Raw genomic sequence first — 25846 nt, forward strand, 5'->3', positions numbered from 1 at the left:
CGCGCAGGTTAGCAAAATTCAGCAGGAGATGCGGACCGACCTGCTGATTTAGCGGTCGCCATCAATGGCGCCCCTACGTGTTGCATGTGGCAACGTCGTAGGGTGCGCATTAATGCGCACCGGATTATGACTGTGTGCTCGCCAGATAAGAGAAAGCGCTCAGCAGGCTAATTAACGTGTTCATGTCATCCGCGCGATAGCCCACGGTAACCGCGTCGAGGCGCGTTACGCCGGGAATCAGGCTGAACAGATCCGCCAGCACCGGTTTGCTGGCTTGCAGCTGCATCTCATAGGGCGCGCTCAGACGCGTGGTGCCGATCTGCCGTTTCCGCTGCACGGCGGCGGTCGCCGCAGCACGAATAGCATTTTGCGCCGCCTGCGGGCTGATAGATTCTGCGCAGGTGTGCGAGATGGCGCGTTTCACGCAAACGTAATCCACCGATGGATAGTGTTCAGCAATCCAGCCTTTGAGCTGATCGTCACCGCTCACCAGCCACAGCGGCGTGCCCTGCTCAGCTGCTGCTGCCGCATAGATATCGCTTTCGCCCATCACTTTGCCGTTGATGTGAATACGCCAGAACGCACGGCCGTTAATGGTGTGCGCCAGCACGCCCGGTTCGCCCGCCGCGCTGTGGAAGCCGATAAAGAACAGGCCATCAAATGGCTGCTGCTCAATGCCTTCCACCATCGATAAGCCGCGCGGTTTGCCCTGCACCATACGCGCGCGCGGGTCGATATTTTCCGCGCGCAGGTTGGTCATCTGCGCGTGGCTGTCGGCGACCACCACTTCGGTTGCGCCACCGGCGAAGGCACCATCGATGGCGGCGTTGACTTCCTGCTCCATCAAACCGCGCGCTAAATGGTACTCCGCGTGACCGGGTGAACACTGTTCCGGACGCATTACGCCCGCGATGCCTTCGATATCGGCTGAGATGAAGATTTTCATGGGGCTTCCAGTAGGTTGAAATTTCTGCGATTCGTAGCGGCGCGATTTATCGCGCATTTCAATGGCAACACCGAGCCCATCCGGGCATTGCGCAATAAATTGCGCCGCTACGGTTTGATCAGTTCATCAAGTACATTCGTCAGCGATGGACGATGATGGCCGCGAAAACCGGTGACGGCTTCAGCGCTTAATAAGGCATCCAGCACCGCGTGCTCGGTGGCATCGGCGGCGGCGGCAAGCAGCGGTTCCAGCGCAGATTCTTCCGGCGGTTGCGGCTGCGGCTGGGTGGCGAACGCCACAGCAATATCGCCCGAACCGTGGCCCCAATAGCTGCCCAAACGTCCTAAACCGGCACCGGCGCGTTTGGCGACGCGCTTCAGTTGACGCGCATCGAGCGGCGCATCGGTCGCCATAATAATGATGATGGAACCGGCATCGCGTTGCGGCGTCAGCGCCGGCAGCAGCGGCGCGATCATTTCCCCGAGGCGCACGCCATCCAGCGTCAGCGCGGTTAATGCGCCGAAGTTCGCCAGCACCAGCACGCCCAGCGTGGCATTGAGCGACGGAATCATGCGCGATGCGGTGCCAATGCCGCCTTTTAAACTGAAGCAGCTCATACCGCGCCCGGCACCAACGCTGCCGCGATCAAAATCGGCCGTGGCGTTATTCAGGGCCTGTTGCGCCATCGCTTCGGTGATCGCCAACGCCTGAATATCGTTGAGCCAGCCGTCGTTGCACTCCAGCGCCAGCGGATTGACGGTTGGCAAACTGCGGCCCAACTCGCTGTTGCGGCTGATGGCATCGCGCACCAGCGTAGTAAACAGCGTGCCGACTGCCAGCGTGTTGCTCAGCAAAATCGGCGTTTGCAGCACGCCCAACTCTTCGACCTGCACCAGTCCAACCGGCTTGGCGAAACCGTTAAACACCGCCGCCGCACAGGGCAGCGGCTGGGTAAACAGATTGTCGCCCGGCGGCACAATCGCGGTGACGCCGGTTTGTCGCTCGCCGTCGGCTAGCGTGTAATGCCCGACGCGTACGCCCGGTACATCGCTAAGGCGATTGGTGGCACCGCTAACGGTGCGCGGTTGTCCCAGCTGACGCTCGCTGCGCCAGCGTTGCAGCAGCAAGTCGCGCTGCAGTTGTTGAAAATCCATGCTTAGCTCTTCAGTTTGGGATCGAGCGTGTCGCGCAGCGCGTCACCCAGCAGGTTAAACGCCAGCACGGTAATAAATATCGCCAGGCCGGGAAACACGCTGACGTGCCATAAGCCGGCCATCATCATGCTGCGGCTCATCGCCAGAATATTGCCCCACTCCGGCACATCAGGTTCCGGGCCGAGGCCGATAAAACTCAGGCCGGCGGCAGTGAGAATACTGGTGCCGATACGCATGGTGAAATAGACAATCACGTTAGAGAGCGTGCCTGGCAGAATATGGCGCAGCAGAATCACGCGATCCGGCGCGCCGGCGCAGCGCACCGCTTCGACATACGCCGCCTGTTTCAGCGACAAGGTGGAAGCACGCACAATGCGGGCAAACACCGGCACGCTGAAGATCGCCACCGCAATGATGACGTTGTTCAGTCCCGGACCGAGAATCGCCACCACCGCAATCGCCAGCAACATGCCGGGAAAGGCAAACAGCACGTCGGAGCCACGCATAATCAGCATATCGATCCAGCGGCCATAATAGCCCGCCAGCAGGCCCAGCAGCACGCCAACCACCATGCCGAGCGTCACCGACAGCACGCCGACATAGAGCGAGATGCGCGCGCCAAAGATGATGCGACTGAACAGATCGCGGCCCAATTCATCGGTGCCCATCCAGTGCGTGCTGGACGGCGGCGATGACAGCGCCATCCAGTCTGGCGCCATCGGATCCCAGGGCGCCAGCCACGGCGCAAAAATGGCCACCAGCACCAGCAGCAGCACAAAGCCGCCGGAAACCAGCGCCAGCGGATTACGTACCAGCGCGTGCAGGAAATCGCGCCACGGCGAACGGATCGCCTCCTGCGCGTGGGCAGGCAGAGATTGCAGACTCATGAAGGCTCCTGTCGCAGGCGAATCGCTGGGTTGACCACGGCATACAGCAGATCGACCAGCAGGTTAATCACAATAAATTCAAACACGAACAGCATCACCAACGCCTGAATCACCGGCTGATCTTGCGCTTTGATCGACTCGATCAACAGCCAGCCCAATCCCGGCCAGTTGAAGACGCTTTCGACCACGATCGATCCGCCGAGCAGAAAACCAAACTGCAAACCGAGCATGGTGATCACCGGGATCAGCGCGTTGCGCATCACGTGTTTCCACGTCACCAGCCGATTGCGCAGCCCTTTGGCTTTGGCGGTGCGCACATAATCTTCCTGCGCCACTTCGAGAAACGCCGAGCGGGTGAAGCGCGCCATCACCGCCGCCACCGACGAACCGAGCGTGATAGCGGGTAATACGATGTCGCTGGGTTGGTTGAAGCCGCTGACCGAAAACAGGCCAAACGGCATGGCGACGAACTGGATCAGCAGCAGACCGAGCCAGAAGGTCGGCATCGAGATGCCGCCGACGGCGACGCTCATTAAGGTCCAGTCCTGCCATTTTCCGCGTTTTAGCGCGGCAAAGACGCCGAGGAATAACCCCAGAATCACCGACCAGGCAAAACCGGCCAGCGCCAGCCACAGCGTTGGCATAAAGCCCTGTTTGATCACCTCCAGCACCGGTTGTTGGGTGCGATAGGTGACGCCAAGATCGCCGCGCAGCAGGCCGCCGATCCAGTTGATATATTGCTGCGGCAGCGGATCGTTAAGTCCGAGATGCTGACGCGCGGCTTCCACCGCAGCTAAAGGCGCGTCCGGTCCAGCGTAGATGCGCGCCGGATCGCCAGGCAGCAGCTTGATGAAGCCGAAGACCAGCAGCGAGACCACCAGCAGAACGGGGATCATCTCCAGCAGTCGGCGAATGATGTATGCGAACATGCGGTTCCTTTGAATGGGTGCGCATAAATGCGCACCCTACGTTGTAGGGTCGCCATTCATGGCGACCACCAACCTTTACTTAAACGTCGCCTGATTAAACAGGAAGTTACCGTCTGGCAGCATCGACACGCCGCTCAGCGTGCTGCGCTTGCCAACCAGATTGTCTGGTGTGCCGAGGAACGCCACCGGCGCCTCTTTCCACAACACTTTCTGCGCCTCGGCGTAGGCCTCGCCACGCTTCGCCGGATCGGCAGTGGCTAAGCCTCCGGCAATCGCTTTGTCGGCTTCGGCATTGCTGAAATAGGAAACGTTGTACGAGGTCGGCACCCAGGATTCCGTGGCGTAGAGCGGACGCAAGGCCCAATCTGCGTCACCGGTTGAGGTCGACCAGCCGCCATAATAGAGATCAAATTCCGCCTGTTTCGGGTCTTTCACGCCCCACAGTTTGGCATTGCGCGTGCCAGAATCCATCGGCGTGACCGTGGCGCGAATGCCCACCGTTGCCAGCTGCGCTTTCAATACCTGCGCGGCACGCACGCTGGCGGTAGCGTTGGTGACCCACAGTTTAAGATCGAGACCGTTCGGATAGCCGGCCGCTTTCAGCAGCGCTTTGGCTTCATCTGGCGCATAGCGATAGTTTGGCGTGCTCTGCTTCTGGTAGAACTGCACACCTTCAGGAATCGCCGAACTGGCCGGTTTGCCCATGCCGGCAAAGGCGACTTTTAACCACAGATCGCGGTCGATGGCGTAGTTGATCGCCTGACGCACACGGACATCATTCAGCGGTTTGTGCTGAGTGTTGATCGCCATATAGTAGAGATAAATGCTCGGATCGCGCTGGATCGCCAGTTTGCTGTCGCTCTGCACGGTGGCGATCAGATCCGACGGCAGCGGCCAGATCGCATCAACCTGTCCCGATTTCAGCGCCGCAACGCGCGTGGCATCTTCCGGGCTTGGCGAGAAGATCACGTTATCCACCTTCGGCCAGCCTTTTTGCCAGTAGCCGTCATATTTCGCCAGCGTCACGGCTTTACCCGGCTGCCAGGTCACGAATTTAAACGGACCGGTGCCGACCGGATGCAGGCGCAGCTGCGCTTCTTCCGGATACTGCTTGAGAATCGCCGGGCTCCACATCACCGCTGACGGATGCGCCAGCGTATTAATGAAGGCACCAAACGATTGGTTGAGCTCGATTTTTACCTGATCCGGCGCCAGCACCGTGACCTTCGCAATCATCTTGTAGAGGCTGTTGCGCTTAAGGCCTTTTGTCTGGTCGGCGAGCCGATCGAGGTTGGCTTTTACCGCTTCGGCATCGAACGGCGTGCCGTCCTGGAAGGTGACGTCTTTACGCAGCGTCAGGGTAAATTCGGTGGCGCTGTCGTTGCTGGTGTAACTCGTGGCGAGCCACGGCTGCAATTTCATCTGCGCATCGAACTGGAACAGGCGCTCAAAGATGCCGCTCTGCACCGAATAGCTGACGTTATCGGAGGTATCGTGCGGGTCGAGGCCGGTGATATCGGCATACATCGAAATGCGCAGATCCTGTGCCTGAGCGGCGGCGGCCAGCGAGAGGGTCAATCCGAGCGCAAGCGCAGTACGGCGAAAAATCGGGTTCATGAAATCTCCTGGTATTGAGGGTTAGCGCGAAACACAGTCAGCGACCCAGTGTTGCGGGGCAACCTGGCGATAACGCGGTTTAATGACCGTTTCTCCCACCTTGCGCAGCGGCGATGGAATTTCGCTCTCTTCGAAAGTGCGGGGTTGACGGTTCTGGGGATCGGCTACCGGCACCGAGGCCAGCAGACGTTGGGTATAAGGATGCTGCGGCTGGTTAAACACCGATTGACGCGGGCCGAGTTCGACAATCTGGCCGAGATACATCACCGCCACGCGATTGGCGATACGTTCCACCACCGCCATATCGTGCGAGATAAAAATCCACGCCACGCCAGTTTGCTGCTGCAGATCCATCATCAGGTTCACCACCTGCGCCTGAATCGACACGTCCAGCGCCGAAACCGCTTCGTCGGCGATGATCACTTTGGGTTTCAGCGCCATGGCGCGCGCAATAGCAATGCGCTGGCGCTGGCCGCCGGAAAATTCGTGCGGATAGCGCCGCGCATGCTCTGGCAATAAGCCCACGCTTTTTAACAATGCATCGACCTGCGGCGATGCTTCTTCCAGCGACTTCACCATGCCGTGCAGCAGCAGCGGTTCGGCAATGGTGAAACCAACGGTCAAACGCGGATTGAGTGAGGCGTACGGATCCTGAAATACCATCTGGATTTCACGGCGCAGCGGCTGGAACTGCGCCTCTTTCAGGTTGGCGATTTCATTGCCCTGAAAATGGATGCTATCGGCATCGCTGTTAATCAGCCGCATCAACGCGCGACCGGTGGTGGATTTTCCGCAGCCACTTTCGCCAACAATCGCCAGGGTTTCACCGGGCCACAGGCTGAAATCGATCTGCTCCACCGCGTGGACCTGATGGGTCAGCGCCGAGAAAATGCCGCTGCGAATCGGGTAGTACACTTTCAGACCGCGCACATCCAGCAGCGGCGTTTCGTCATAGCGCGCGGTGCGCTGCTCGCCTTTGTCTTCCTCCGTCTGGGAACCCAATAGCGGAAAACGCTGCGGCCACGCGTGTTCGCGCATATCGCCGAGTTTTGGCACGGCCGCGAGTAACGCTTTGGTATAAGGATGCTGCGGCGCATTGAAAATTTCCGTCACGCTGCCCTGTTCAACCACTTCGCCACGCAGCATCACCACCACGCGATCGGCAATTTCGGCCACCACGCCCATATCGTGAGTGATGAACAGCACCGCCATCTGTTTCTCGCGTTGCAGATCACGCAGGATGTGCAGAATGCGCGCCTGCACCGTGACATCCAGCGCGGTGGTCGGTTCATCGGCAATCAACAGTTGTGGATCGCAGGCCAGCGCCTGAGCAATCATCACGCGCTGGCGCATTCCGCCCGACAGCGAGTGCGGGTAGCTTTTCATCACGCGATCGACATCGGCGATGCGCACCTGACGCAGCAGTTCACGCGCACGCGCATCGGCCTGGCTTTTGTCGCAAATCTGGTGGTCACGCAGCGCTTCGGTCAGCTGATCGCCAACGCGCAGCACCGGATTGAGTGAGGTCATCGGCTCCTGGAAAATCATCGCCATCTCACGACCCCGCAAGGCGCGGCGCTGCGTTTCATTCAGGTTGGCCAGTTGATGCGCTTTGCCCTGACGATCGCGAAATTGCATGCTGCCGCGATCGATGCGTCCGGAGGCCGCCAGCAAGCCCATTACGGCCAGCGAGGTGACCGATTTGCCCGAGCCACTTTCGCCCACCACGGCGACAATTTCGCCTTGGTGAATGTTAAAACTGATGCCCTTCAGCGCCTGATTTTCGCCGCTGCGGCCGCGAAAACTGACGCTAAGGTCTTGAATCGCGAGCACCGGTGGTGAACCGGCAACGCTGGCGGCGTTGGGGGTAAGTAAAGTGTCCGTCATCGTTGCTCCGCGTGCGGGTTACAGCCAGATTTGGCCTTGAGCATAAGAAAGGAAGGGCGAGCTGTCGGCGGCCAACCAAATTGGGCCATCGAGATCGACATGCTCAGCGGCAATCGCTACCGGTAATGCCGCCTCCATCGCCAGTGATGAACCGAGCATGCAGCCCACCATCAGCCGCATATCGAGCTTCTGTGCCTCTTCCACCATGGCCAGCGCTTCGGTCAAACCGCCACACTTATCCAGCTTGATGTTGATCATCTCGTAGCGGTTGCGCAGCTGCGCAATATCTTCACGCGTATGGCAGCTCTCATCGGCGCAGACCGGAATCGGGTGCGCGAAACGCTGCAGTTCCTGATCCTGGCCCGCCGGCAGCGGCTGTTCGACCATCGCGATGTTAAAGCTGACCAGCGCGTTGAGCAGGCTGGGCAAATCCACGCCCGACCAGGCTTCATTGGCATCAATGATTAAGGTGGCGCGCGGCGCGGCCTGGCGAATCGCGGCGACTTTTTCCAGAATCTCGTCGCGGTTGAGTTTGATTTTCAGCAGGATGGCACCGCGGGATACCGCATCGGCAGCGGCGGCGGCCATGTTCGCGATGGAATCGAGGCTGAGGGTTTCGGCGGTGATCACCGAGGGCGGCTGACGGCGTTCGCACTGTTGCCACAGCGTGTGTTTCGCCAGCGCGGCATCGAGACGCCATAGCGCGCAGTCCAGCGCATTACGCGCTGAACCGGCGGACAAACGGCTTTGCAGATCGAGACGGCTCAAGCCCGCTTCAATGTCGGCGCGCAGCGCGTCCAGTTCGGTGTTGACGCTTTCTGGCGTTTCATCGTAGCGCGGCGTTGGCGTACATTCGCCGCGGCCAATAAAGCCATTCTGCTCCAGCGTCACGCGAATCACCGTCACTGCGGTGCGTGTACCGCGTGAGATAGCGAACGGCCGCGCCAGCGGCAGCTCCAGCACTTCAATCTGCATGCGCCGCATGTTAGCCGCGCTCCTGCAGCAGCGCGGCGATATCCGCGATGCCGAAACGCACCGGGTCAGTGGCGGGTACGCCAAATTCCGCGCTGATTTCCGCACAGTAAGCGCGCGCTTCATCTTCGCTGTAGTTGGAGGTGTTGATAGCGAAACCGGCCAGCTGTACCGCGTCGCTGGTGACGTGCGCGGCGCGCAGGTTGGCTTCAACGCAATCTTTCAGGCTAACCATCGGCTGATGCGGCAGATGGCGCATATGTGGGCGGCCCATTTCGTGGCACATCACCAGCCAATGCGGCTGCGCACCGTGGATAAGTCCCATGCTGACGCCAGCATAAGAAGGATGGAACAGCGAACCCTGACCTTCAACAATATCCCAGTGATCGGCATCATTGGCTGGCGACAGCGCTTCGGCCGCACCGGCGATGAAATCGGCGATCACGGCATCAATTGCAATGCCTTCCCCTGCGACCAAAATGCCGGTCTGCCCGGTGGCGCGGAAATCGGCTTTCATGCCGCGTTCGCGCATCGCCGCTTCCAGCGCCAGCGAGGTATACATCTTGCCAACGGAGCAGTCCGTACCAACAGTAAGTACACGCTTACCTGAGCGCTTTTTACCGCTGCCCACATTCAGTTTTGGACGCATGTGGCGCAGGTCGAACAGCTCCACACCAAACTCTTTGGCCAATGCCACCAATTCCGGCTCATCGACTAAACGATGGTGCAAACCGCTGGCGACATTCAATCCCGCGGTAAGGGCGCTTTTGACCGTGTCGAGCCAATGCGCGGGCAGATAACCACCGGCGTTGGCGGTGCCGAGCACCAGCGTTTTAGCACCGCGCGCTTTGGCGGCGGCGATATCGAGTTCTTCAAGGCCAAGACTGACGGTGCAGCCGGGCAGTTTGATTTCGCCAACGCACTGTTCTGGACGCCAGACATGAATGCCGCGTGCGGTTTTAGCGGCCAGTGGATCGGTTACGTCGCCGAGGAAGAGTAAATAAGGTTGTGGGATCAGCATGATGTTTCTCGTTTCAGACGGTTTATAGGGCCTGAACTGACTATTTCATGCTGGAGAAAGGGTGACGAATGCTTGTTTAGTGGCGAGGTATAACCTCAGGCTATAGGCAGATCGAAATGTGATGGCTGAAGGGATATATCAATGCGTTAGGAAGAAAAGGGTGGGAGGCGTAGTGCGAGAGATAAGAAAACAGTTGATAACCACAGGTCGATCCCTGACCGCGATTATCGAGGGTATCTGGCGGGGTGCATTAATTTAATGCACCTGGCGGTACGTGTTTAAACGTCTCAACATAGGAGCGGAACACGTTGCGGAAAAAGCGTTTCATAAGGCACCTGGTTCAAAAAATGTTGAATAAATACGCGAAAAGTATAACTCCTGAGCGTTTTTACCGCAAATATTTTTGAAGTGGATCACAGAATGGGGATTTATTGGGGATTTGCGGTGGTCGCCATGAATGGCGCCCCTACAGCAGGCGCAGTTGAAATTGTAGGGTGCGCATTTATGCGCACCAGGCAGCAGCATCGTTAGTTAAACCAACCCATGTGTTCGCTTAAAATGGTGCAGCCAATGCTGATCAGCACCACCCCGCCCAGCACTTCCGCCCATTTGCCCATCACCGGACCGATAAAACGGCCGACCATTACGCCGGTAGTCGCCATTATGGTGGTGGCGGCGCCGATGGTGACAGCGGTCATAATGATATTTACCTGTAAAAACGCCAGACCGACACCGACCGCCAGCGCATCAAGACTGGTGGCAACGGCGGTTAACGCCAGCACCATAAAACCGTGACGCTGCGGCGCTTCGCAAGGCTCATCAGCGGTTTGACGAAAGCCTTCCATCATCATACGACCGCCCAACACGCTTAACAGACCAAACGCCACCCAGTGATCCCACGCCATAATGTAGCGGCTGGCCGCCAGGCCAATCGCCCAGCCAATCAGCGGCGTCAGCATTTCAATGACACCAAAAATCAATCCGGTACGCAGCGCTTCTTTAAAATTCGGGCGATTCAATGATGCACCTTTGCCCAATGCTGCAGCGAAAGCGTCCATTGACATACCAAAGGCCAGAATAAGGGTTGCGATAAATGTCATGGGTTTTCAATCAATGCCGCGGAACAGGCTGTAAAGCCGCTACTTCTCCGCATTTATTGTTCAGTAATGAAAAAGTGCGCGCAGTCTAACACGCAAAAACGCCAAAAAAAAGACAGTAAAATCAGGGATTTAAGTATAGCAAAGGCTATAACTCTTAACTAAAGCTCATTTTGACGCTAAGTGAATGGAATAGAAGAAATTTCTTAGAGCGAATCGGCATGGGGATTGCACCACGCCGCCGTTTTATGCGCTAATGCCCGCGCTAACTGATTTGGAAAATGACCATGAATAACCCGTTCGAAACGCTGATTATCCCTGGTGGCATTCTGCTGCTGGGCTTTCTCTCCGCCCTGCTGTTGCCTGCGCCCTCATTTGGCATTGAGCTGGCTAAACAGTTACAAGAAAGTTTGCATCTGATGGATGTTAATCAGCTGTATACCATCGTCTTTAGTTTGTGGTTTTTGCTGCTGGGCGCGATTGAGTTTTTCGTGATTCGCTTCTTGTGGCGTCGACGTTCGCGTTGATTACTTTTCAGTCAGGTGATGCATTTTTCTTCTGAAGGGTACGCCGCGTCGCGCCCAAAATCATCACCACAAAAATGTAACATTAGTTTTACACGAAAAGGCGAAATATCGAGCAACATAAAATCCGCATAAATAATCAATTTGTGTTAATTCTTTAATTATCAATTCATTAAAGTGTGATACAGCTCACCGGCCGTTTACTCCCGCCTTCCAATCACTCACAATAACGCAACAAATATTTTACCCTAAGCGTCTGATTAAGAGATAAAAATCCCTTATGACCGCGGGGTTGAGCTGATTAATTCTTATGCTGAATCATTTCCGCCTTTAAAAAATAAACAAACGTTTAATTCCGATACGAGAATGTTATATTCGAATGCATATGCATAACGTGCAGTTAACCGTTATCGTCCCCATGACTTATACCTGAGTCTTAACCTTTGAGAGATAGCGCCACGCGCTCGAAAGAAGCGCGGCTATTTCGCCTGCGAACCTGTTGAGCTTCAGGTCAACAGAGAGAGGAGATGTCGCCTCATGAGTACTACTGCGGTAAATCTGGCGCTCGCCGCCGCTGGCAAGGAAAGCGCAAACCTTCAGGAACGGAAAGATGTCGACGTACTGCTGATTGGCGCAGGCGTGATGAGTGCGACCTTGGGCGCATGGCTGCAAGATCTGGAGCCTGACTGGTCGATTGAGATGGTTGAACGCCTCGATGATGTGGCCGTTGAATCCTCTAATGGCTGGAACAACGCCGGCACCGGTCACGCCGCATTGGCGGAGCTGAACTATACGCCGCAAAAAGCGGATGGCAGCATCGACATCGCTAAAGCGGTGGCGATTAACGAATCGTTCCAGATGTCGCGTCAGTTCTGGGCCTATCACGTTCAGAAAGGCAACCTGCGTAATCCCAAAAGTTTTATCCACAGTACGCCACACATGAGTTTCGTCTGGGGCGACGATAACGTTGAGTTCCTGCGTAAACGCTTCAATGCGCTGCAGAAAAGTACGCTGTTCCGCGGCATGAATTACTCAGAAGACCGCGCGCAAATCGCACAGTGGATTCCGCTGGTGATGAACGGACGTGACAGCAAGCAAAAAGTCGCCGCGACCTGGACCGAAATGGGCACCGACGTGAACTTCGGTGAAGTGACGCGTCAGCTGATTGCTTCTTTAGAGAAGAAAGCCAATTTCCGCCTGCGCTTACGTCAGGAAGTGCGTGATATTAAGCGCCTGAGCGATGGCCGCTGGCAGGTGAGCCTGCATAATCTGGCTAGCGGGGAAAACCGCGTCCTGACTACGCACCAGCTGTTTATTGGCGCGGGTGGCGCGGCGTTGCCACTGCTGCAGAAATCCGGCATTCCTGAAGTGAAAGGCTACGCCGGTTTCCCGGTGGGCGGCTCATTCCTTGTGACGGAAAATCCGGAAATCGTTAAGCAGCACATGGCGAAGGTGTACGGTAAAGCCAGCGTTGGCGCACCGCCAATGTCGGTGCCACACGTCGATACCCGCGTGCTGGACGGCAAACAAGTGCTGCTCTTTGGCCCATTCGCCACCTTCTCCACTAAGTTCCTTAAACAAGGTTCATTATTGGATATGTTCGGCGCGATGAACGGCAGCAACCTCAAACCGATGGTGCAAGTTGGGCTGAAGAGTTTCGATCTGGTGAAATATCTGGTTGATCAGGTATTACAGAGTGACAGCGATCGTATGGAAGCCTTGCGCGCTTATGTGCCGCAGGCGAAACAGGAAGATTGGCGTTTAGTCACTGCCGGCCAGCGCGTGCAGATCATTAAGAACGATGCTAAAGAAGGCGGTGTGTTGCGCCTTGGTACGGAAGTTGTAACGTCTGAAGATGGCTCAATTTCGGCCTTACTGGGTGCATCGCCGGGCGCATCAACCGCCGCGCCGATTATGCTTGAGCTGATGGCGAAAGTATTCCCAGAACAGATGCGTTCCCCAGAATGGCAGACCAAAATTCGCATGGTGATCCCTTCGTGGGGTCGCAAACTGAACGGCGATGTGGCGCTGACCGAAAAAGTGCTGGCCGATACCAGCCGGATACTGCAACTCGACTACGAGCCGGTGATTACCCCGGATGCCGCGAACGATGAAGCGCGCGAAACGGCGCACGTGGTGGGGAAGTAATAAGGTAGCATCAACCCAGGTCGCCATGAATGGCGACCCTACAATGTAGGGTGCGCATTCATGCGCACTGAAATCACTAACTTAGCAGTACCGCGTCATACAGCATCCAGGCCGTTGTCGCCACCAGCGATAACGCCATCAAACTGTTAAACGCCTGGCGTTTCCACGCGACTTGCAGATGGTTGCGCAGGCGGTCGCCCAGCGCGGCCCAAATCAAAATACACGGCAAATTCAATGCGGCGAAGCCCAGTAATACGGTTAATACGCCGTTGCTGTTGGCGTACATCAGCGCCACGTTGGTGACCATCAGCCAGGCCTTTGGATTTACCGCCTGAAAACAGATGCCGCCTATTAGCGTCATTGGGCGCGGCCGTTCGCGCAGCTGCGGCGCGCCGGCGCGGAAAATCTTCCACGACAGCCACAGCAAGTAGCTGCAACCGACAATCGTTAGCGGCAGGCGAATCGCGCCCATCCAGTGCAGCAATACATCCAACGCCACACTCGCCAACAGCATCTGTATCGCGCAACCCACCAAAATGCCAAATAGCATCGGCAGCGTGCGCTTAAAGCCAAAGTTTACGCCGGAGGTCGCCAGCAGCAGGTTGTTGGGGCCTGGCGTGATCGACATAACGGTGACATAACTGAAGAATGAGGGATCGAGCATGATGCACTTCCTTGAGAACCAATAATGCCTTCATGCTAATGCGGACGCAGCAATGGAAACAGAGACACAAAACCACTATTGTAATGGATACAGTTGTCTCAAAAATGAATTGTATCCATTGCGCGCGGAGGCTTTTGTGTCCCTTCCACTCTCATCCGGCCAAACGCTGTATCAGCAGCTGGTCGACAGTTTTGCCGAGTCGATTCATCAGGGCACGCTAAAACCGGGCAAACGGCTGCCGGCGATCCGTCGCGTGGCGCAATCGCATCAGGTCAGCATCAATACCGTGCTCAATGCGTGGCAAATTCTGGAAGATCGCGGCCTGATCGAATCGCGTCCGCAATCCGGCTATTACGTGCGTGGCGTGCTGCCCGCCGTGACGCGCCCGGTTAAGCCGCTCACCACAAAAATCAACGATCCCAGCGCGCAAAAGCTGGAGTTAATTGAGCAGGTATTCGCCGCACAAAATAATCCGGATTACACCAATATCTCATTGGCCTGTCCGCAGGATGGCACCTTTTATCCCGCCGCTCGTTTGGGGCGCATTACTGCGTCAATTTTGCGGCAGAACCCTGACATTATCGGACGCTACGCGCTTCCGCCTGGTAGTGAGCGCTTACGTGAGGAGATTGCGCGCCGCGCGCTGCATAACGGCATTAATCTGCCGCCGCAGGAAATTACTCTCACCCACGGCTGCATGGAAGCATTGCAGCTGGCGCTGCGCGCGGTGACCAAACCCGGTGATTGCATTGGTTTGGAATCGCCAACCTATTTCTTCCTGTTCCCGCTGCTGGCTTCGCTGGGGCTTAAGGCGCTGGAAATTCCGACCGATCCGCAGCAGGGCTTGTCGCTTGATGCACTGGAGATGTTGCTGCAAGAGAAGCGGATTCAGGCGGTGATCGCCATGCCTGGCGCACAGAATCCGCTGGGATATGTAATGCCGCTGGAGAACAAAAAGCGGCTGGCAAAGTTAGTGAATACTTACCACGTTCCGCTGCTGGAGGATGGTTTGTATGACGAACTGCAGTTTGAGTGGCCGCTGTCGCCGCCAGTGAAGGCCTTTGATAGCGATGGCTGGGTGATTTACTGCACCAGTTTTACCAAAACCGTGGCGCCGGATTTTCGCATCGGCTGGACCGCCGCCGGGCGTTTTCATCACATTATCGCCCACCTCAAAGCGGTTTCATCGATGGCAGAATCACGCTTGTTGAGTGAAACGCTGGCCGAGTTTCTTGCCAGCGGCGGTTACGATCATCATCTGCGTACGCTGCGTCGGCGCTATGCGGCGAATCTGGATGCAGCGCGCGGTATTCTGGCGCGCCACTTCCCGCAAGGCACGCGCGCTACCCTGCCGCGCGGCGGATTTGTTTTTTGGGTAGAACTGCCGGGAAATATCGATACCGTGGAGATGTTTCATCGTCTGTTGCAGGAGCAAATCTGTGTGACGCCCGGCGCGCTCTACTCCCTGAGCGATCGCTACAAACACGCGCTGCGGCTCTCTTGCTGCTATCCGTTCGATGAGCGTTATACATGGGCGTTACAGCGCACTGGCGCACTGGCCTGTGAGATGACAGGCCTCGCGCCGGGACAGGATCAGGGTTTGCCGTTGCGACCCCAGGTGGTGTAAGGCTCGCGCTCGGTCAGACGCTCATAGTAGGTCTGCACCGCCGGGAAGTTGGGATGCTCGAGCGGCGTTTCAAACCAGCGATTCACCGCCAGCCCAACCGGAATATCGGCTAGCGAGAAATTGCGGCCCGCCACATAGCGCCCGGTTTTCTCCAGATGCTGGTTGAGAATATTCATGGTGTGCGTCCAGCCTTTGACGGCCGCAGCCAGCAAGCGGGGATCCTGGTGCGCTGGCGAGTTACGTACCAGCGACATAAACGCGTAGCGCCAGGAAGTATTGAGTTCGGTGGCTTGCCAATCCATCCACTGATCGACCGGCGCGCGCGCGCGGGGATTCTCGGGATAGAGCCATTCGCCGCCGTTGCTGTTGGCGAGATAGCGCAGAATGGCGTTGGATTCCCACAGCACGAAATCGTCCTCGATAATCACCGGGACCATTGCGTTGGGATTGAGCGCCATAAACTCGGGCGAGTGCAGCGATTGTGGATCATCACCCCAGGGTTCTAATTCGTACGCAATATCGAGTTCTGCGCACAACCACAGAACTTTTCGCACGTTAATTGAAGAAGTACGGCCGAGAACTTTTAGCATTGCGGACTCCGATTCCAGAATTCTTAATCTATTCATAGTCCTGTTGCTGGCCTTTCGCAATCGACAGGATGTAAATCCGGATTTCAGACAACCTCAACGAGGAAGGAATAACAATGAAGGTCGCATTTAAACAGGTGGATGTGTTTACCTCATCGGCGTTTAAAGGGAACCCGCTGGCGGTGATTATGGATGCACAGGGATTGAGTGACGCGCAGCTGGCAGCGATTGCACGCTGGACCAATCTGTCGGAAACCACCTTTGTGCTGCCACCACAGGATGCGGCAGCGGATTACCGCGTGCGCATTTTTACTGTCGAAGGCGAACTGCCGTTTGCCGGCCATCCGACGCTAGGCACCGCACATGCGCTGCTGGAAGCCGGTTGGCCGTTAATAACACCGGGCAAAATCGTGCAAGAGTGCGGCGTGGGTCTGGTGGAGGTGAATATTAGCGCCGACGGCGCGCTGGCGTTTGCGGCACCCGCTGCAACCCTAACGCCCTTTAGCGATGCGCTGATGAGCAGCGCGCTGAACAGTGAATCTTTCGATCTCAGCCAATCGCCGACCATTGTCGATATGGGCATTCGCTGGTTGCTGGTTCCCATGAGTAGTGCGCAAGCGGTGCTGGATGTGGTGCCGTCAGCAGCGGATTTACACCGTTTGCATCAACATGCCGACGTTAACGGCACGGCGATTTTTGGGGCATTACCGTCGGATGAGAACGAGCAGTATGAAGTGCGTGCGCTGCTGGTTGAAAATGGCAGTTTGACCGAAGATCCGGTAACCGGCAGCGCCAATGCGTGTCTGGCGCGCTATTTCGCCGCGCAGGGTCATACGCAAAATTATCGGGCGCGTCAGGGCAGCGCGATTCAGCGAGAAGGACGAATTCAGGTAAGTTTTACGGATGAAGCGATCTGGATTGGTGGGCAAACGGTGACGGTGATTGATGGGACGATTGAGGTGTAAGGTTGCCATTTATGGCAACCTTGGCGGGTGACAATATTTCACAAGGTCGCCATTAATGGCGACCCTACATATTACAGTCCTTGCCCGCCTGAGGCTTCAATGCGCTGTGCGGTGATCCAGCCGGTTTCATCGCTGAGAATCGCGCTGATCGCATCACCGATATCATCCGGCAAGCCGACGCGGCCCAATGCGGTCACCGAGGCGATATGATCGTTGAGATCTTTGGTGTCACGCACGCGACCGCCGCCGAAATCGGTTTCAATCGCGCCGGGCGCCAGGATATTGACACGAATATGGCGTTCACCCAGCTCTTTAGCCTGATAGCGGGTTAATACCTCCATCGCGCCTTTGATGGAGGCGTAAGTGCCGGAACCCGGCAGCGTCAAACGGGTTAAGCCGCTGGAGATATTCAGGATGCGTCCACCATCAACCATCAGCGGCAACAGCTTCTGCGTCAGGAAGAACGGCCCTTTAAAGTGCACCTTCACCAGCGCATCAAACTCCTCTTCCGTGGTCTCTGCGAACAGCTTGTAGTGACCGTGTCCGGCGTTGTTCACTAAATAATCAAAGTTGTCACGCTGCCAGGTTTGCTGCAGCGCTTCCTTCACCTGCGCCACGAAGCCGTCGAACGAGCTTGTGTCGCCAACATCCAGCTGCAACGCCACCGCACGTGCGCCCAGCGCTTCAATTTCTTGCACTACCGCCTGGGCTTCTTCCGCATGACCGCGATAGGTAAATAGGATATCGGTGCCTTTGGCGGCCAGTTTCAGCGCCCCATTCTTGCCTAAACCGCGATTTCCGCCGGTAATCAATGCAATTTTATGACTCATATTTCGCTCCAGTTGGAAAATTGAACACGTGTTAAGGATATTCGTGAATAATTGATCTATAAACGCAGAGGAATACGCAGCACTGTTTCACTAACAACAACAATCGGTGAACAACATGGATAAAATTCACGCAATGCAGGTCTTTGTGCGGGTGGCAGAAATGGGCAGTTTTACCCGTGCGGCAGAAAGTTTGGGTTTACCGAAAGGCAGCGTTTCGCGCCAGCTGCAGGCGCTAGAGAATCAAATGGGGACGCGCTTGCTGCACCGCACCACGCGACGCGTGCATCTGACGCAGGATGGCTTGGTTTATTACGATCGCTGCCTCGATTTGCTCTCGATGCTAGACGATATGGATAGCCTGTTCCAGCACGATCCCGCCACCTTAAGCGGCAAACTGCGCGTTGATATGTCGGTGGCGATGGCAACCGGCTTTGTGCTGCCACGTTTGCCGGAATTTTTGCAGCACTATCCCGGCCTGGAAATTGAACTGAGCAGCAGCGATCGCCAGGTGGATGTGATTCGCGAAGGCTTTGATTGCGTGGTGCGCGTAGGCGAGCTGAAAGATTCCGGGCTGATTGCACGAAAAATCGGCTCATACGCCTTGATCAACTGCGCCAGTGCCGACTACCTTTCCCGCTTCGGCATGCCGGTGCGACTGGAAGATCTGTCGCAACATGCGATGGTGCATTACACCCAGCAGCTTGGGCAACCTTCTCATGGCTTTGAATATTTCGATGGCAAGCAGTGTCATTACATTCAAACTGGCGGCGTGGTCACGGTGAACAGTACCGAAACCTATCGCGCAGCGTGCATGGCTGGGCTCGGCATTATTCAGGTGCCAGCGATGGGTGTGCAGCCGCTGCTGGAGTCAGGACAACTGGTTGAAGTACTGCATCACTTCCCGGCTAAACCGATGCCGATCTCACTGCTTTATCCGCATCGCCGTAACGTGGCACGCCGCGTGCGGGTGTTTATGGAGTGGCTGAGCCAGGTCTTGCAGGAGTATGTGACATAGCAGGCTATAATTGTATTTTCGCAGTGAACAGGATGACTATCGTCTATGACGGACAAAAACCTTAAAAAGACTGAGTCAGAGGCAGAAAACAAGCCGCTGATTGATATTAAAACCGGCAATAAAACCGTAGATGGCTCGATCCAAAATGTGTCGCGCTTCGCTGCCTGGTTCCAGGCGATTCCGGCGGTGGCGCATTTTATGCGCGCGCTGGAACGCTTTAACGATCGTCTCGGCAGCCAGTTTGGCGCGGCGATCACCTACTTCTCTTTTCTCTCCCTGATACCGATTTTGATGGTCTCCTTTGCGGCAGTCGGCTTTGTGCTGGCGTCGAATCAGGATTTGCTCACCGAGTTGATCAACAAAATCGTTAACAGCATCAGCGATCCGACGCTGGCCACCACGCTGAAAAATACAGTGAATACCGCGATTCAACAGCGTGCCACGGTGGGATTAACCGGTTTGCTGCTGGCGCTTTACTCCGGCATTAACTGGATGGGTAACCTGCGTGAAGCGGTGCGCGCGCAGTCGCGCGACGTGTGGGAACGCACGCCGGACGATCAGGAGAAATTCTGGAAGAAGTACGCACGCGATCTGCTTTCGCTGCTGGGTTTGATGTTCGCGCTGGTGATTACGCTGTCGCTGACCTCCATTGCCGGTGCGGCGCAGGCAGCGATCGTCAATGCGTTAGGGTTGGAAGGCATTGAGTGGCTGCGTCCCGCGATGACGGTGATTGCGTTATCCATCTCAATCTTCGCTAACTATCTGCTGTTCCTGTGGATATTCTGGATTCTGCCGCGCCATAAACCGCGCAAAAAGGCCTTGTTCCGCGGCACGCTGCTGGCAGCGATTGGCTTTGAAGTGATCAAGTTTGTCATGACGCTGACGCTGCCGAAGCTGGCAACCTCACCGTCAGGCGCGGCCTTTGGTTCGGTGCTCGGTTTGATGGCGTTCTTCTACTTCTTTGCACGTTTGACGCTGTTTTGCGCGGCGTGGATCGCCACCGCGAAGTACAAAGATGATAAAGAGATGCCACAGCCGCATCAGGCAAAATAAGCCACCCGCTTGTTACAATTGCCTGACTAGCTAAAAATGTTTCCTGCTGGCTATTTTTACCGCAAAAACCAGCAGGAAACGCTGAAGGGTCACTTTAATTTGGCCCTTTTGCAGAGATTCCCGCCAAAAAAGTGACACTTCCCGTTCCCATCCGCCACTGATCGCAGCAACTCAGAAATTATCCACTTATTCGCCGAAAAAGCCCGGTCTGACGCGGTTTTTCGCCATTGAATGCCGCAAACCAGGTGCGTAAGATTCTCTGTCTACATTTACAATTAAGAAACACTTATGCAAGCCTCCATCACAGAAACACTCGACAAAAAACACGACGAAACGCCGGTCAATTCACGTGGCAAAGTGGTTGTGGCATCGCTTGTCGGCACCGCCATTGAGTTCTTCGATTTCTATATCTATGCCACCGCCGCGGTGATTATTTTCCCGCACATCTTCTTCCCGCAGGGCGATCCGACCGTGGCAACGCTGCAGTCGCTGGCGACCTTCGCTATCGCCTTCGTTGCGCGCCCTATCGGTTCTGCCGTGTTTGGCCACTTTGGTGACCGCGTCGGACGCAAAGCAACGCTGGTTGCTTCGCTGCTGACCATGGGCGTTTCGACGGTGCTGATTGGTTTGCTGCCAGGTTATGAAACCATTGGCGTGGCAGCGCCGCTGCTGCTGGCGCTGGCGCGTTTTGGTCAGGGTCTTGGCCTCGGTGGCGAATGGGGCGGCGCAGCACTGCTGGCGACCGAAAATGCCCCAGCGAAAAAACGCGCGCTCTATGGTTCATTCCCACAGCTCGGTGCGCCGATTGGCTTCTTCTTCGCTAACGGCACATTCCTGCTGCTTTCGTGGCTGCTGACCGATGAGCAGTTCATGAACTGGGGCTGGCGCGTGCCGTTTATTCTTTCTGCGGTGCTGGTGTTGATTGGCCTGTATGTGCGCGTTTCGCTGCATGAAAGTCCGGTGTTCGCCAAAGTGCAGAAAGAGAACAAGCAGGTGAAAATGCCGATTGGCACGCTGCTGAGCAAGCATATGACGGCAACCATTCTGGGCACCTTCATCATGCTCGCCACCTATACACTGTTCTACATTATGACCGTTTACTCAATGAGTTACGGTACCGCACCTGCGCCAGCTGGCCTCGGCTACTCGCGTAACAGCTTCCTGTGGATGTTGATGGTGGCGGTGATTGGTTTTGGCGTGATGGTGCCGATTGCGGGTCTGTTAGCCGATCGCTTTGGTCGTCGTAAAACCATGATCACCATTACGCTGATGATTATTGCCTTCGCATTGATGTTCCCAATGCTGCTGGGTTCCGGTTCTCAGGTGTTGGTGATGGGCTTCCTAATCCTGGGCTTAAGCATTATGGGGCTGACGTTTGGTCCGATGGGCGCGCTGCTGCCAGAGCTGTTCCCGACTGAAGTGCGTTATACCGGCGCATCATTCTCCTATAACCTGTCGTCGATTCTTGGTGCATCCGTGGCGCCTTATATCGCCACCTGGTTGAACGCCAATTACGGTTTGCAGGCGGTGGGTTTCTATCTGGCTTCGATGGCAGTGTTGACACTGATCGCGCTGATTGCCTGTAAAGAGACGCGCAATCAGACGCTGTATGAAGCGGTGTAATTGAGCGGTGTTCGCTGTCCCCTTCCCCCGCAAGCGGGGGAAGGGGACGCTGCCACATGCAGCTTCAGAACTAACATATGGCAGCATCTTCCTCCCCCATTTATGGGGGAGGAACGAGGAAGGCCGGGATGGGGGACAGCGAGTACATACATAGAGCAACAGCGAGCACTAATTAAAAAAAACCCCGGCAAGCCGGGGTTTTTTATTGTGCTGAAAACTGTGTCGCGCGTGGCTTAGCCAGCAACAGCGATACGTTTCATGTCGGTCATGTAGCCACGCAGTTTGCGGCCTACCGATTCGATTGGATGCTGACGTACCGCTTCGTTGACGTCACGCAGCTGCGCGTTATCAACCTGAGTCCCTTCAATCGCTTTGCCCAGATCGCCCGGCTGCAGGGTGGTCATGAACTCTTTCAGCAGGGGAACCGCTGCGAAGGAGAACAGGTAGTTACCGTATTCTGCGGTATCAGAGATAACCACGTTCATTTCATACAGACGCTTACGGGCGATAGTGTTGGCAATCAGCGGCAGCTCATGCAGTGACTCGTAGTAAGCCGACTCTTCGATGATGCCTGCATCCACCATGGTTTCAAACGCCAGCTCAACGCCTGCTTTCACCATCGCAACCATCACGACGCCTTTGTCGTAGTATTCCTGCTCTTCGATTTTGCCCTCAAACTGCGGTGCGTTTTCGAATGCCGTTGCGCCGGTCTCTTCACGCCAGGTCAGCAGGTTTTTGTCATCGTTAGCCCAGTCAGCCATCATTCCCGATGAGAATTCACCAGAGATGATGTCATCCATGTGCTTCTGGAACAGCGGCGCCATGATGGTTTTCAGCTGCTCAGACAGCGCATAAGCACGGATTTTCGCCGGGTTAGACAAGCGATCCATCATCAGCGTGATGCCACCAAACTTCAGGGATTCGGTGATGGTTTCCCAGCCGAACTGAATCAGTTTTTCGGTATAAGCGGCGTCGTGACCTTCAGCCACCAGCTTGTCGAAACACAGCAGAGAACCGGCCTGCAGCATACCGCACAGGATGGTCTGCTCGCCCATCAGGTCAGATTTCACTTCTGCAACGAAAGAAGATTCCAGCACGCCCGCACGGTCGCCGCCGGTGGCTGCGGCCCAGGCTTTCGCAATCGCCATGCCTTCGCCTTTTGGATCGTTTTCCGGGTGAACGGCGATCAGCGTCGGTACACCGAAACCACGCTTGTACTCTTCACGCACTTCGGTACCCGGGCATTTCGGTGCAACCATCACGACGGTGATGTCTTTACGAATGGTTTCGCCCACTTCAACAATGTTGAAACCGTGTGAGTAACCCAGCGCTGCGCCATCTTTCATCAACGGCTGAACAGCCTGAACGACCGCTGAGTGCTGCTTGTCTGGCGTCAGGTTAACCACCAGATCAGCCTGTGGGATCAGCTCTTCGTAAGTGCCCACTTTGAAGCCGTTATCGGTCGCTTTGCGGAAAGAGGCACGCTTTTCAGCAATCGCTTCAGCACGCAGGGCATACGCCACGTCCAGACCAGAATCACGCATGTTCAGGCCCTGGTTCAGACCCTGAGCACCACAACCAACGATGACCACTTTCTTGCCTTTCAGGAAGCTAGCGCCATCAGCGAATTCGTCGCGTGACATGAAACGACATTTGCCCAACTGCGCTAACTGGTTGCGCAGATTCAATGTGTTGAAGTAATTAGCCATGGGTACTCCGGTTAGATGTTGTGTTTGTTTTTGTTCAGTAACGACGTTGTCTCTCACGCCGCGAATGACCCCATCATATGACAGGAAATCCGTTGCTTAAATTGATATATTAGCAAGGTCACATTGCAAAATTTGCAACATAACCTTGAGGCGATACGCGCATGGATTTACGAGACCTGAAACTCTTCCTTCATCTGGCTGAAAGCTGCCACTTTGGTCGCACCGCGCGCGCCATGCACGTCAGTCCCTCCACTCTTTCGCGCCAGATTCAGCGCCTGGAAGAGGATGTTGGTCATGCGCTGTTCCTGCGTGATAACCGCACCGTGACGCTGACCGAAGCCGGCGAGCGCCTGCGTCAGTTCGCTCAGCAGACGTTGCTGCAATACCAGCAGCTTCGTCATGTGATGGATCTCAACGGCCCGTCATTGAGCGGCGAACTGCGCCTGTTCTGCTCGGTGACCGCCGCTTACAGCCATTTGCCGCCGATTCTTGATCGCTTTCGCGCTGAACATCCGCAGGTCGAGATCAAACTCACCACCGGTGATGCGGCCGATGCGATTGAGATGGTGCAATCCGGTGATGCCGATCTCGCCATTGCCGGACGTCCTGAATCGCTGCCCGCCAGCATAGATTTTACGCCACTGGGCCTGATTCCGCTGGTGCTGATCGCCCCGGCGCTGCCTTGTCCGGTGCGCAGCCAGGCAACACAAGACGAACCGGATTGGGCGCAAATCCCGTTTATCCTGCCGGAACAAGGTCCTGCGCGACGCGGTATCGATTTGTGGTTCCGCCGCCAGCGCATTCCCAACCCGCAGATTTATGCCACGGTTTCCGGACATGAGGCGATTGTGTCGATGGTGGCGCTGGGATGTGGTATTGCGCTGCTGCCGGACGTGGTGCTGGAGAACAGCCCGGAACCGGTACGCAATCGCGTGTTAACGCTGGAGAATGTGGAATCTGTTGCGCCGTTGGAACTTGGGGTTTGCGTACAAAAAAAGCGGCTCGGAGAGCCGCTTATCAATGCGTTCTGGCACCAGCTGTAATTACTGCCCGGCAAGGAAGAAACGAAACGCCGGGTTGTTCGCTTCGTCGTGCCATTCGTAACCCAATGCGGTGAGATGGGTTTCGAAATCCGCCTCCTGTTCGTTGGCTTCGAAGGCCGCCAGTACGCGGCCATAATCGGTGCCGTGGCTGCGATAATGGAACAGCGAAATATTCCAGTGCGCCCCCAGCGTCTGCAGAAACTTCAGCAGCGCGCCCGGTGCTTCCGGGAATTCAAAGCTAAACAGACGTTCGCGCAGCGGCTTCGAGGGACGTCCGCCGACCATGTAACGCACGTGCAGCTTCGCCATCTCATCGTCCGACAAATCCACCACGCGATAACCGGCTTCATTCAGTTGGCTGATGATCTCGCTGCGCTCCTCCAGCCCACGCGTTAAGCGCACGCCGACGAAAATGCAGGCGTTATCCGCATCCGCATAGCGATAGTTGAACTCGGTGATCGAGCGCCCGCCGATGGTTTGGCAGAACTTGAGGAAGCTGCCTTGCTGCTCTGGAATGGTGACCGCCAGCAGCGCTTCGCGCTGTTCGCCCAGTTCGCAACGCTCCGAAACATAACGCAAGCCGTGGAAGTTGACGTTAGCGCCCGACAGCACGTGCGCCAGGCGCTCGCCTTTGATGTCGTGCTGCTGGATGTACTTCTTCATGCCCGCCAGCGCCAGCGCGCCAGAAGGCTCCGCCACCGCGCGCACATCTTCGAACAGGTCTTTTACCGCTGCGCAAATCGCATCGCTATCTACCGTGATGATGTCATCGAGATACTCACGACACAGACGGAAGGTCTCATCGCCAATGCGCTTGACCGCCACACCTTCAGCGAATAATCCCACGCGCGGCAAATCCACCGGTTCGCCGGCATCCAACGCCGCTTTCAGACACGCTGAATCTTCCGATTCTACGGCGATCACTTTGATCTGTGGCATCAGCTGCTTGATCAGCACCGCAACGCCCGCCGCCAGACCGCCGCCGCCGACCGGCACGAAGACGCGATCGAGGTGGGCATCCTGCTGCAACAACTCCATCGCCAGCGTGCCTTGTCCGGCGATCACCGCCGGATGGTCAAACGGCGGCACGAAGGTGTAGCCCTGCTGCTCGGACAGCTCAATCGCCTTGGCTTTCGCCTCGTCGAAGTTGGCACCAAACAGATAAGCCTCACCGCCAAATGCGCGTACTGCATCAACCTTGATGTCTGCCGTGGCCAACGGCATCACAATCAGTGATTTGATGCCTAAGGTGCTGGCCGAGAGCGCCACGCCCTGCGCATGGTTACCAGCCGAAGCTGTCACCACGCCGCGCGCTTTTTGCTCTTCATTCAGCCCGGCAATCATCGCGTAGGCCCCGCGCAGCTTGAAACTGTGCACCGGCTGACGATCTTCACGCTTCACCAGAATGGTGTTGCCAAGACGCGATGAAATTTTTTCCATTTTTTGCAGCGGCGTCACCTGAGCAATTTCATACACCGGTGAACGCAGCACTGCGCGCAAATATTCCGCGCCGTTGGGCGACGCGGGTAGCGGTTGAGACTCAGCCAT

Annotated in this window: 23 protein-coding genes; 8 read left to right on the top strand and 15 right to left on the bottom strand. The window is 56.3% G+C overall.

Annotated features, from left to right (window positions below):
• Positions 1-124 precede the first annotated feature (124 nt).
• The 10 genes from ACRQ84_RS14365 to mntP form a co-directional block, all read right to left on the bottom strand.
• Complete coding sequence (locus ACRQ84_RS14365) at positions 125-946, bottom strand: M55 family metallopeptidase (RefSeq protein ID WP_483816414.1); 822 nt, start codon at positions 944-946, stop codon at positions 125-127.
• A gap of 107 nt (positions 947-1053) precedes the next feature.
• Positions 1054-2100: a P1 family peptidase gene (locus ACRQ84_RS14370; RefSeq protein ID WP_483816415.1), complete on the bottom strand. Its 1047-nt coding sequence runs from the start codon at positions 2098-2100 to the stop codon at positions 1054-1056.
• A 2-nt stretch (positions 2101-2102) separates the two neighbouring features.
• On the bottom strand, positions 2103-2987 hold the full coding sequence (locus tag ACRQ84_RS14375; RefSeq protein ID WP_007891891.1) for an ABC transporter permease subunit: 885 nt from the start codon (positions 2985-2987) through the stop codon (positions 2103-2105).
• Positions 2984-3916: an ABC transporter permease gene (locus tag ACRQ84_RS14380; RefSeq protein ID WP_064741320.1), complete on the bottom strand. Its 933-nt coding sequence runs from the start codon at positions 3914-3916 to the stop codon at positions 2984-2986. The genes ACRQ84_RS14375 and ACRQ84_RS14380 overlap by 4 nt, the downstream gene beginning before the upstream one ends.
• Positions 3917-3991: 75 nt before the next feature.
• Positions 3992-5533: a glutathione ABC transporter substrate-binding protein gene (locus ACRQ84_RS14385; RefSeq protein WP_483816416.1), complete on the bottom strand. Its 1542-nt coding sequence runs from the start codon at positions 5531-5533 to the stop codon at positions 3992-3994.
• A 21-nt stretch (positions 5534-5554) separates the two neighbouring features.
• A complete protein-coding gene (locus tag ACRQ84_RS14390; RefSeq protein WP_483816417.1) occupies positions 5555-7420 on the bottom strand; it encodes an ABC transporter ATP-binding protein in 1866 nt (621 codons plus the stop codon).
• Between the two features lie 18 nt (positions 7421-7438).
• A complete protein-coding gene (gene dgcA, locus ACRQ84_RS14395; protein WP_483816418.1) occupies positions 7439-8404 on the bottom strand; it encodes an N-acetyl-D-Glu racemase DgcA in 966 nt (321 codons plus the stop codon).
• Between the two features lies 1 nt (position 8405).
• A complete protein-coding gene (dgcN, locus tag ACRQ84_RS14400; RefSeq protein WP_064741324.1) occupies positions 8406-9413 on the bottom strand; it encodes an N-acetyltransferase DgcN in 1008 nt (335 codons plus the stop codon).
• 250 nt (positions 9414-9663) lie between these two features.
• Positions 9664-9741, bottom strand: coding sequence for a stress response protein AzuC (gene azuC / locus ACRQ84_RS14405; protein WP_155726430.1), 78 nt, complete (start codon positions 9739-9741; stop codon positions 9664-9666).
• Positions 9742-9940: 199 nt separating this feature from the next.
• The gene (mntP, locus tag ACRQ84_RS14410; RefSeq protein WP_064741325.1) at positions 9941-10513 is read right to left on the bottom strand and encodes a manganese efflux pump MntP; all 573 of its coding nucleotides are present in this window, start codon (positions 10511-10513) and stop codon (positions 9941-9943) included.
• A gap of 284 nt (positions 10514-10797) precedes the next feature.
• Here mntP and ACRQ84_RS14415 point away from each other — a divergent pair, with 284 nt between their 5' ends.
• Positions 10798-11037, top strand: coding sequence for a DUF1158 domain-containing protein (locus tag ACRQ84_RS14415; protein ID WP_007891898.1), 240 nt, complete (start codon positions 10798-10800; stop codon positions 11035-11037).
• Between the two features lie 534 nt (positions 11038-11571).
• Positions 11572-13182, top strand: a complete 1611-nt coding sequence (gene mqo, locus ACRQ84_RS14420; RefSeq protein ID WP_064741327.1) for a malate dehydrogenase (quinone) — start codon at positions 11572-11574, stop codon at positions 13180-13182.
• A gap of 76 nt (positions 13183-13258) precedes the next feature.
• Here the strand turns inward: mqo and ACRQ84_RS14425 are convergent, their stop codons facing one another.
• The gene (locus ACRQ84_RS14425; RefSeq protein ID WP_483816419.1) at positions 13259-13846 is read right to left on the bottom strand and encodes a LysE family translocator; all 588 of its coding nucleotides are present in this window, start codon (positions 13844-13846) and stop codon (positions 13259-13261) included.
• Between the two features lie 136 nt (positions 13847-13982).
• On the opposite strand from ACRQ84_RS14425, the gene ACRQ84_RS14430 reads away from it, so the two are divergent.
• Entirely contained in the window at positions 13983-15473 is a 1491-nt protein-coding gene (locus ACRQ84_RS14430) for an aminotransferase-like domain-containing protein (protein ID WP_064741330.1), read from the top strand.
• On the opposite strand, the gene ACRQ84_RS14435 is transcribed toward ACRQ84_RS14430, so the two are convergent.
• On the bottom strand, positions 15440-16063 hold the full coding sequence (locus ACRQ84_RS14435; protein ID WP_483816420.1) for a glutathione S-transferase family protein: 624 nt from the start codon (positions 16061-16063) through the stop codon (positions 15440-15442). The genes ACRQ84_RS14430 and ACRQ84_RS14435 overlap by 34 nt on opposite strands.
• A gap of 113 nt (positions 16064-16176) precedes the next feature.
• Between ACRQ84_RS14435 and ACRQ84_RS14440 the strand changes: the two genes are divergently transcribed.
• Positions 16177-17025, top strand: coding sequence for a PhzF family phenazine biosynthesis protein (locus ACRQ84_RS14440; protein WP_483816421.1), 849 nt, complete (start codon positions 16177-16179; stop codon positions 17023-17025).
• Between the two features lie 71 nt (positions 17026-17096).
• On the opposite strand, the gene ACRQ84_RS14445 is transcribed toward ACRQ84_RS14440, so the two are convergent.
• Positions 17097-17855, bottom strand: coding sequence for an SDR family NAD(P)-dependent oxidoreductase (locus tag ACRQ84_RS14445; protein WP_483816422.1), 759 nt, complete (start codon positions 17853-17855; stop codon positions 17097-17099).
• 115 nt (positions 17856-17970) lie between these two features.
• Here ACRQ84_RS14445 and ACRQ84_RS14450 point away from each other — a divergent pair, with 115 nt between their 5' ends.
• From ACRQ84_RS14450 to ACRQ84_RS14460, 3 genes are all read left to right on the top strand, one after another.
• On the top strand, positions 17971-18870 hold the full coding sequence (locus ACRQ84_RS14450; protein ID WP_064741349.1) for a LysR family transcriptional regulator: 900 nt from the start codon (positions 17971-17973) through the stop codon (positions 18868-18870).
• A 45-nt stretch (positions 18871-18915) separates the two neighbouring features.
• Positions 18916-19923 (top strand): inner membrane protein YhjD, encoded by a 1008-nt coding sequence (yhjD, locus tag ACRQ84_RS14455; RefSeq protein ID WP_064741334.1) that lies wholly within the window; start codon positions 18916-18918, stop codon positions 19921-19923.
• Positions 19924-20211: 288 nt separating this feature from the next.
• Positions 20212-21546, top strand: coding sequence for an MFS transporter (locus tag ACRQ84_RS14460; RefSeq protein ID WP_064741335.1), 1335 nt, complete (start codon positions 20212-20214; stop codon positions 21544-21546).
• Positions 21547-21779: 233 nt separating this feature from the next.
• Here ACRQ84_RS14460 and ilvC read toward each other — a convergent pair whose 3' ends face one another.
• The gene (gene ilvC / locus ACRQ84_RS14465) at positions 21780-23255 is read right to left on the bottom strand and encodes a ketol-acid reductoisomerase (RefSeq protein ID WP_483816423.1); all 1476 of its coding nucleotides are present in this window, start codon (positions 23253-23255) and stop codon (positions 21780-21782) included.
• Positions 23256-23416: 161 nt separating this feature from the next.
• On the opposite strand from ilvC, the gene ilvY reads away from it, so the two are divergent.
• Positions 23417-24298, top strand: coding sequence for an HTH-type transcriptional activator IlvY (ilvY, locus tag ACRQ84_RS14470; protein ID WP_007888824.1), 882 nt, complete (start codon positions 23417-23419; stop codon positions 24296-24298).
• Here the strand turns inward: ilvY and ilvA are convergent, their stop codons facing one another.
• The gene (gene ilvA, locus ACRQ84_RS14475) at positions 24299-25846 is read right to left on the bottom strand and encodes a threonine ammonia-lyase, biosynthetic (RefSeq protein ID WP_483816424.1); all 1548 of its coding nucleotides are present in this window, start codon (positions 25844-25846) and stop codon (positions 24299-24301) included.

The organism is Pantoea sp. E2023-21 (assembly GCF_051302795.1).
In the GTDB taxonomy this organism is placed as follows: Bacteria; Pseudomonadota; Gammaproteobacteria; order Enterobacterales; family Enterobacteriaceae; genus Pantoea; species Pantoea ludwigii_A.

Coding starts and splice junctions, on each gene's coding strand:
- ACRQ84_RS14365 (WP_483816414.1), bottom strand. CDS start 946: ATGAAAATCTTCATCTCAGCCGATATCGAAGGCATCGCGGGCGTAATG.
- ACRQ84_RS14370 (WP_483816415.1), bottom strand. CDS start 2,100: ATGGATTTTCAACAACTGCAGCGCGACTTGCTGCTGCAACGCTGGCGC.
- ACRQ84_RS14375 (WP_007891891.1), bottom strand. CDS start 2,987: ATGAGTCTGCAATCTCTGCCTGCCCACGCGCAGGAGGCGATCCGTTCG.
- ACRQ84_RS14380 (WP_064741320.1), bottom strand. CDS start 3,916: ATGTTCGCATACATCATTCGCCGACTGCTGGAGATGATCCCCGTTCTG.
- ACRQ84_RS14385 (WP_483816416.1), bottom strand. CDS start 5,533: ATGAACCCGATTTTTCGCCGTACTGCGCTTGCGCTCGGATTGACCCTC.
- ACRQ84_RS14390 (WP_483816417.1), bottom strand. CDS start 7,420: ATGACGGACACTTTACTTACCCCCAACGCCGCCAGCGTTGCCGGTTCA.
- dgcA (WP_483816418.1), bottom strand. CDS start 8,404: ATGCGGCGCATGCAGATTGAAGTGCTGGAGCTGCCGCTGGCGCGGCCG.
- dgcN (WP_064741324.1), bottom strand. CDS start 9,413: ATGCTGATCCCACAACCTTATTTACTCTTCCTCGGCGACGTAACCGAT.
- azuC (WP_155726430.1), bottom strand. CDS start 9,741: ATGAAACGCTTTTTCCGCAACGTGTTCCGCTCCTATGTTGAGACGTTT.
- mntP (WP_064741325.1), bottom strand. CDS start 10,513: ATGACATTTATCGCAACCCTTATTCTGGCCTTTGGTATGTCAATGGAC.
- ACRQ84_RS14415 (WP_007891898.1), top strand. CDS start 10,798: ATGAATAACCCGTTCGAAACGCTGATTATCCCTGGTGGCATTCTGCTG.
- mqo (WP_064741327.1), top strand. CDS start 11,572: ATGAGTACTACTGCGGTAAATCTGGCGCTCGCCGCCGCTGGCAAGGAA.
- ACRQ84_RS14425 (WP_483816419.1), bottom strand. CDS start 13,846: ATGCTCGATCCCTCATTCTTCAGTTATGTCACCGTTATGTCGATCACG.
- ACRQ84_RS14435 (WP_483816420.1), bottom strand. CDS start 16,063: ATGCTAAAAGTTCTCGGCCGTACTTCTTCAATTAACGTGCGAAAAGTT.
- ACRQ84_RS14440 (WP_483816421.1), top strand. CDS start 16,177: ATGAAGGTCGCATTTAAACAGGTGGATGTGTTTACCTCATCGGCGTTT.
- ACRQ84_RS14445 (WP_483816422.1), bottom strand. CDS start 17,855: ATGAGTCATAAAATTGCATTGATTACCGGCGGAAATCGCGGTTTAGGC.
- ACRQ84_RS14450 (WP_064741349.1), top strand. CDS start 17,971: ATGGATAAAATTCACGCAATGCAGGTCTTTGTGCGGGTGGCAGAAATG.
- yhjD (WP_064741334.1), top strand. CDS start 18,916: ATGACGGACAAAAACCTTAAAAAGACTGAGTCAGAGGCAGAAAACAAG.
- ACRQ84_RS14460 (WP_064741335.1), top strand. CDS start 20,212: ATGCAAGCCTCCATCACAGAAACACTCGACAAAAAACACGACGAAACG.
- ilvC (WP_483816423.1), bottom strand. CDS start 23,255: ATGGCTAATTACTTCAACACATTGAATCTGCGCAACCAGTTAGCGCAG.
- ilvY (WP_007888824.1), top strand. CDS start 23,417: ATGGATTTACGAGACCTGAAACTCTTCCTTCATCTGGCTGAAAGCTGC.
- ilvA (WP_483816424.1), bottom strand. CDS start 25,846: ATGGCTGAGTCTCAACCGCTACCCGCGTCGCCCAACGGCGCGGAATAT.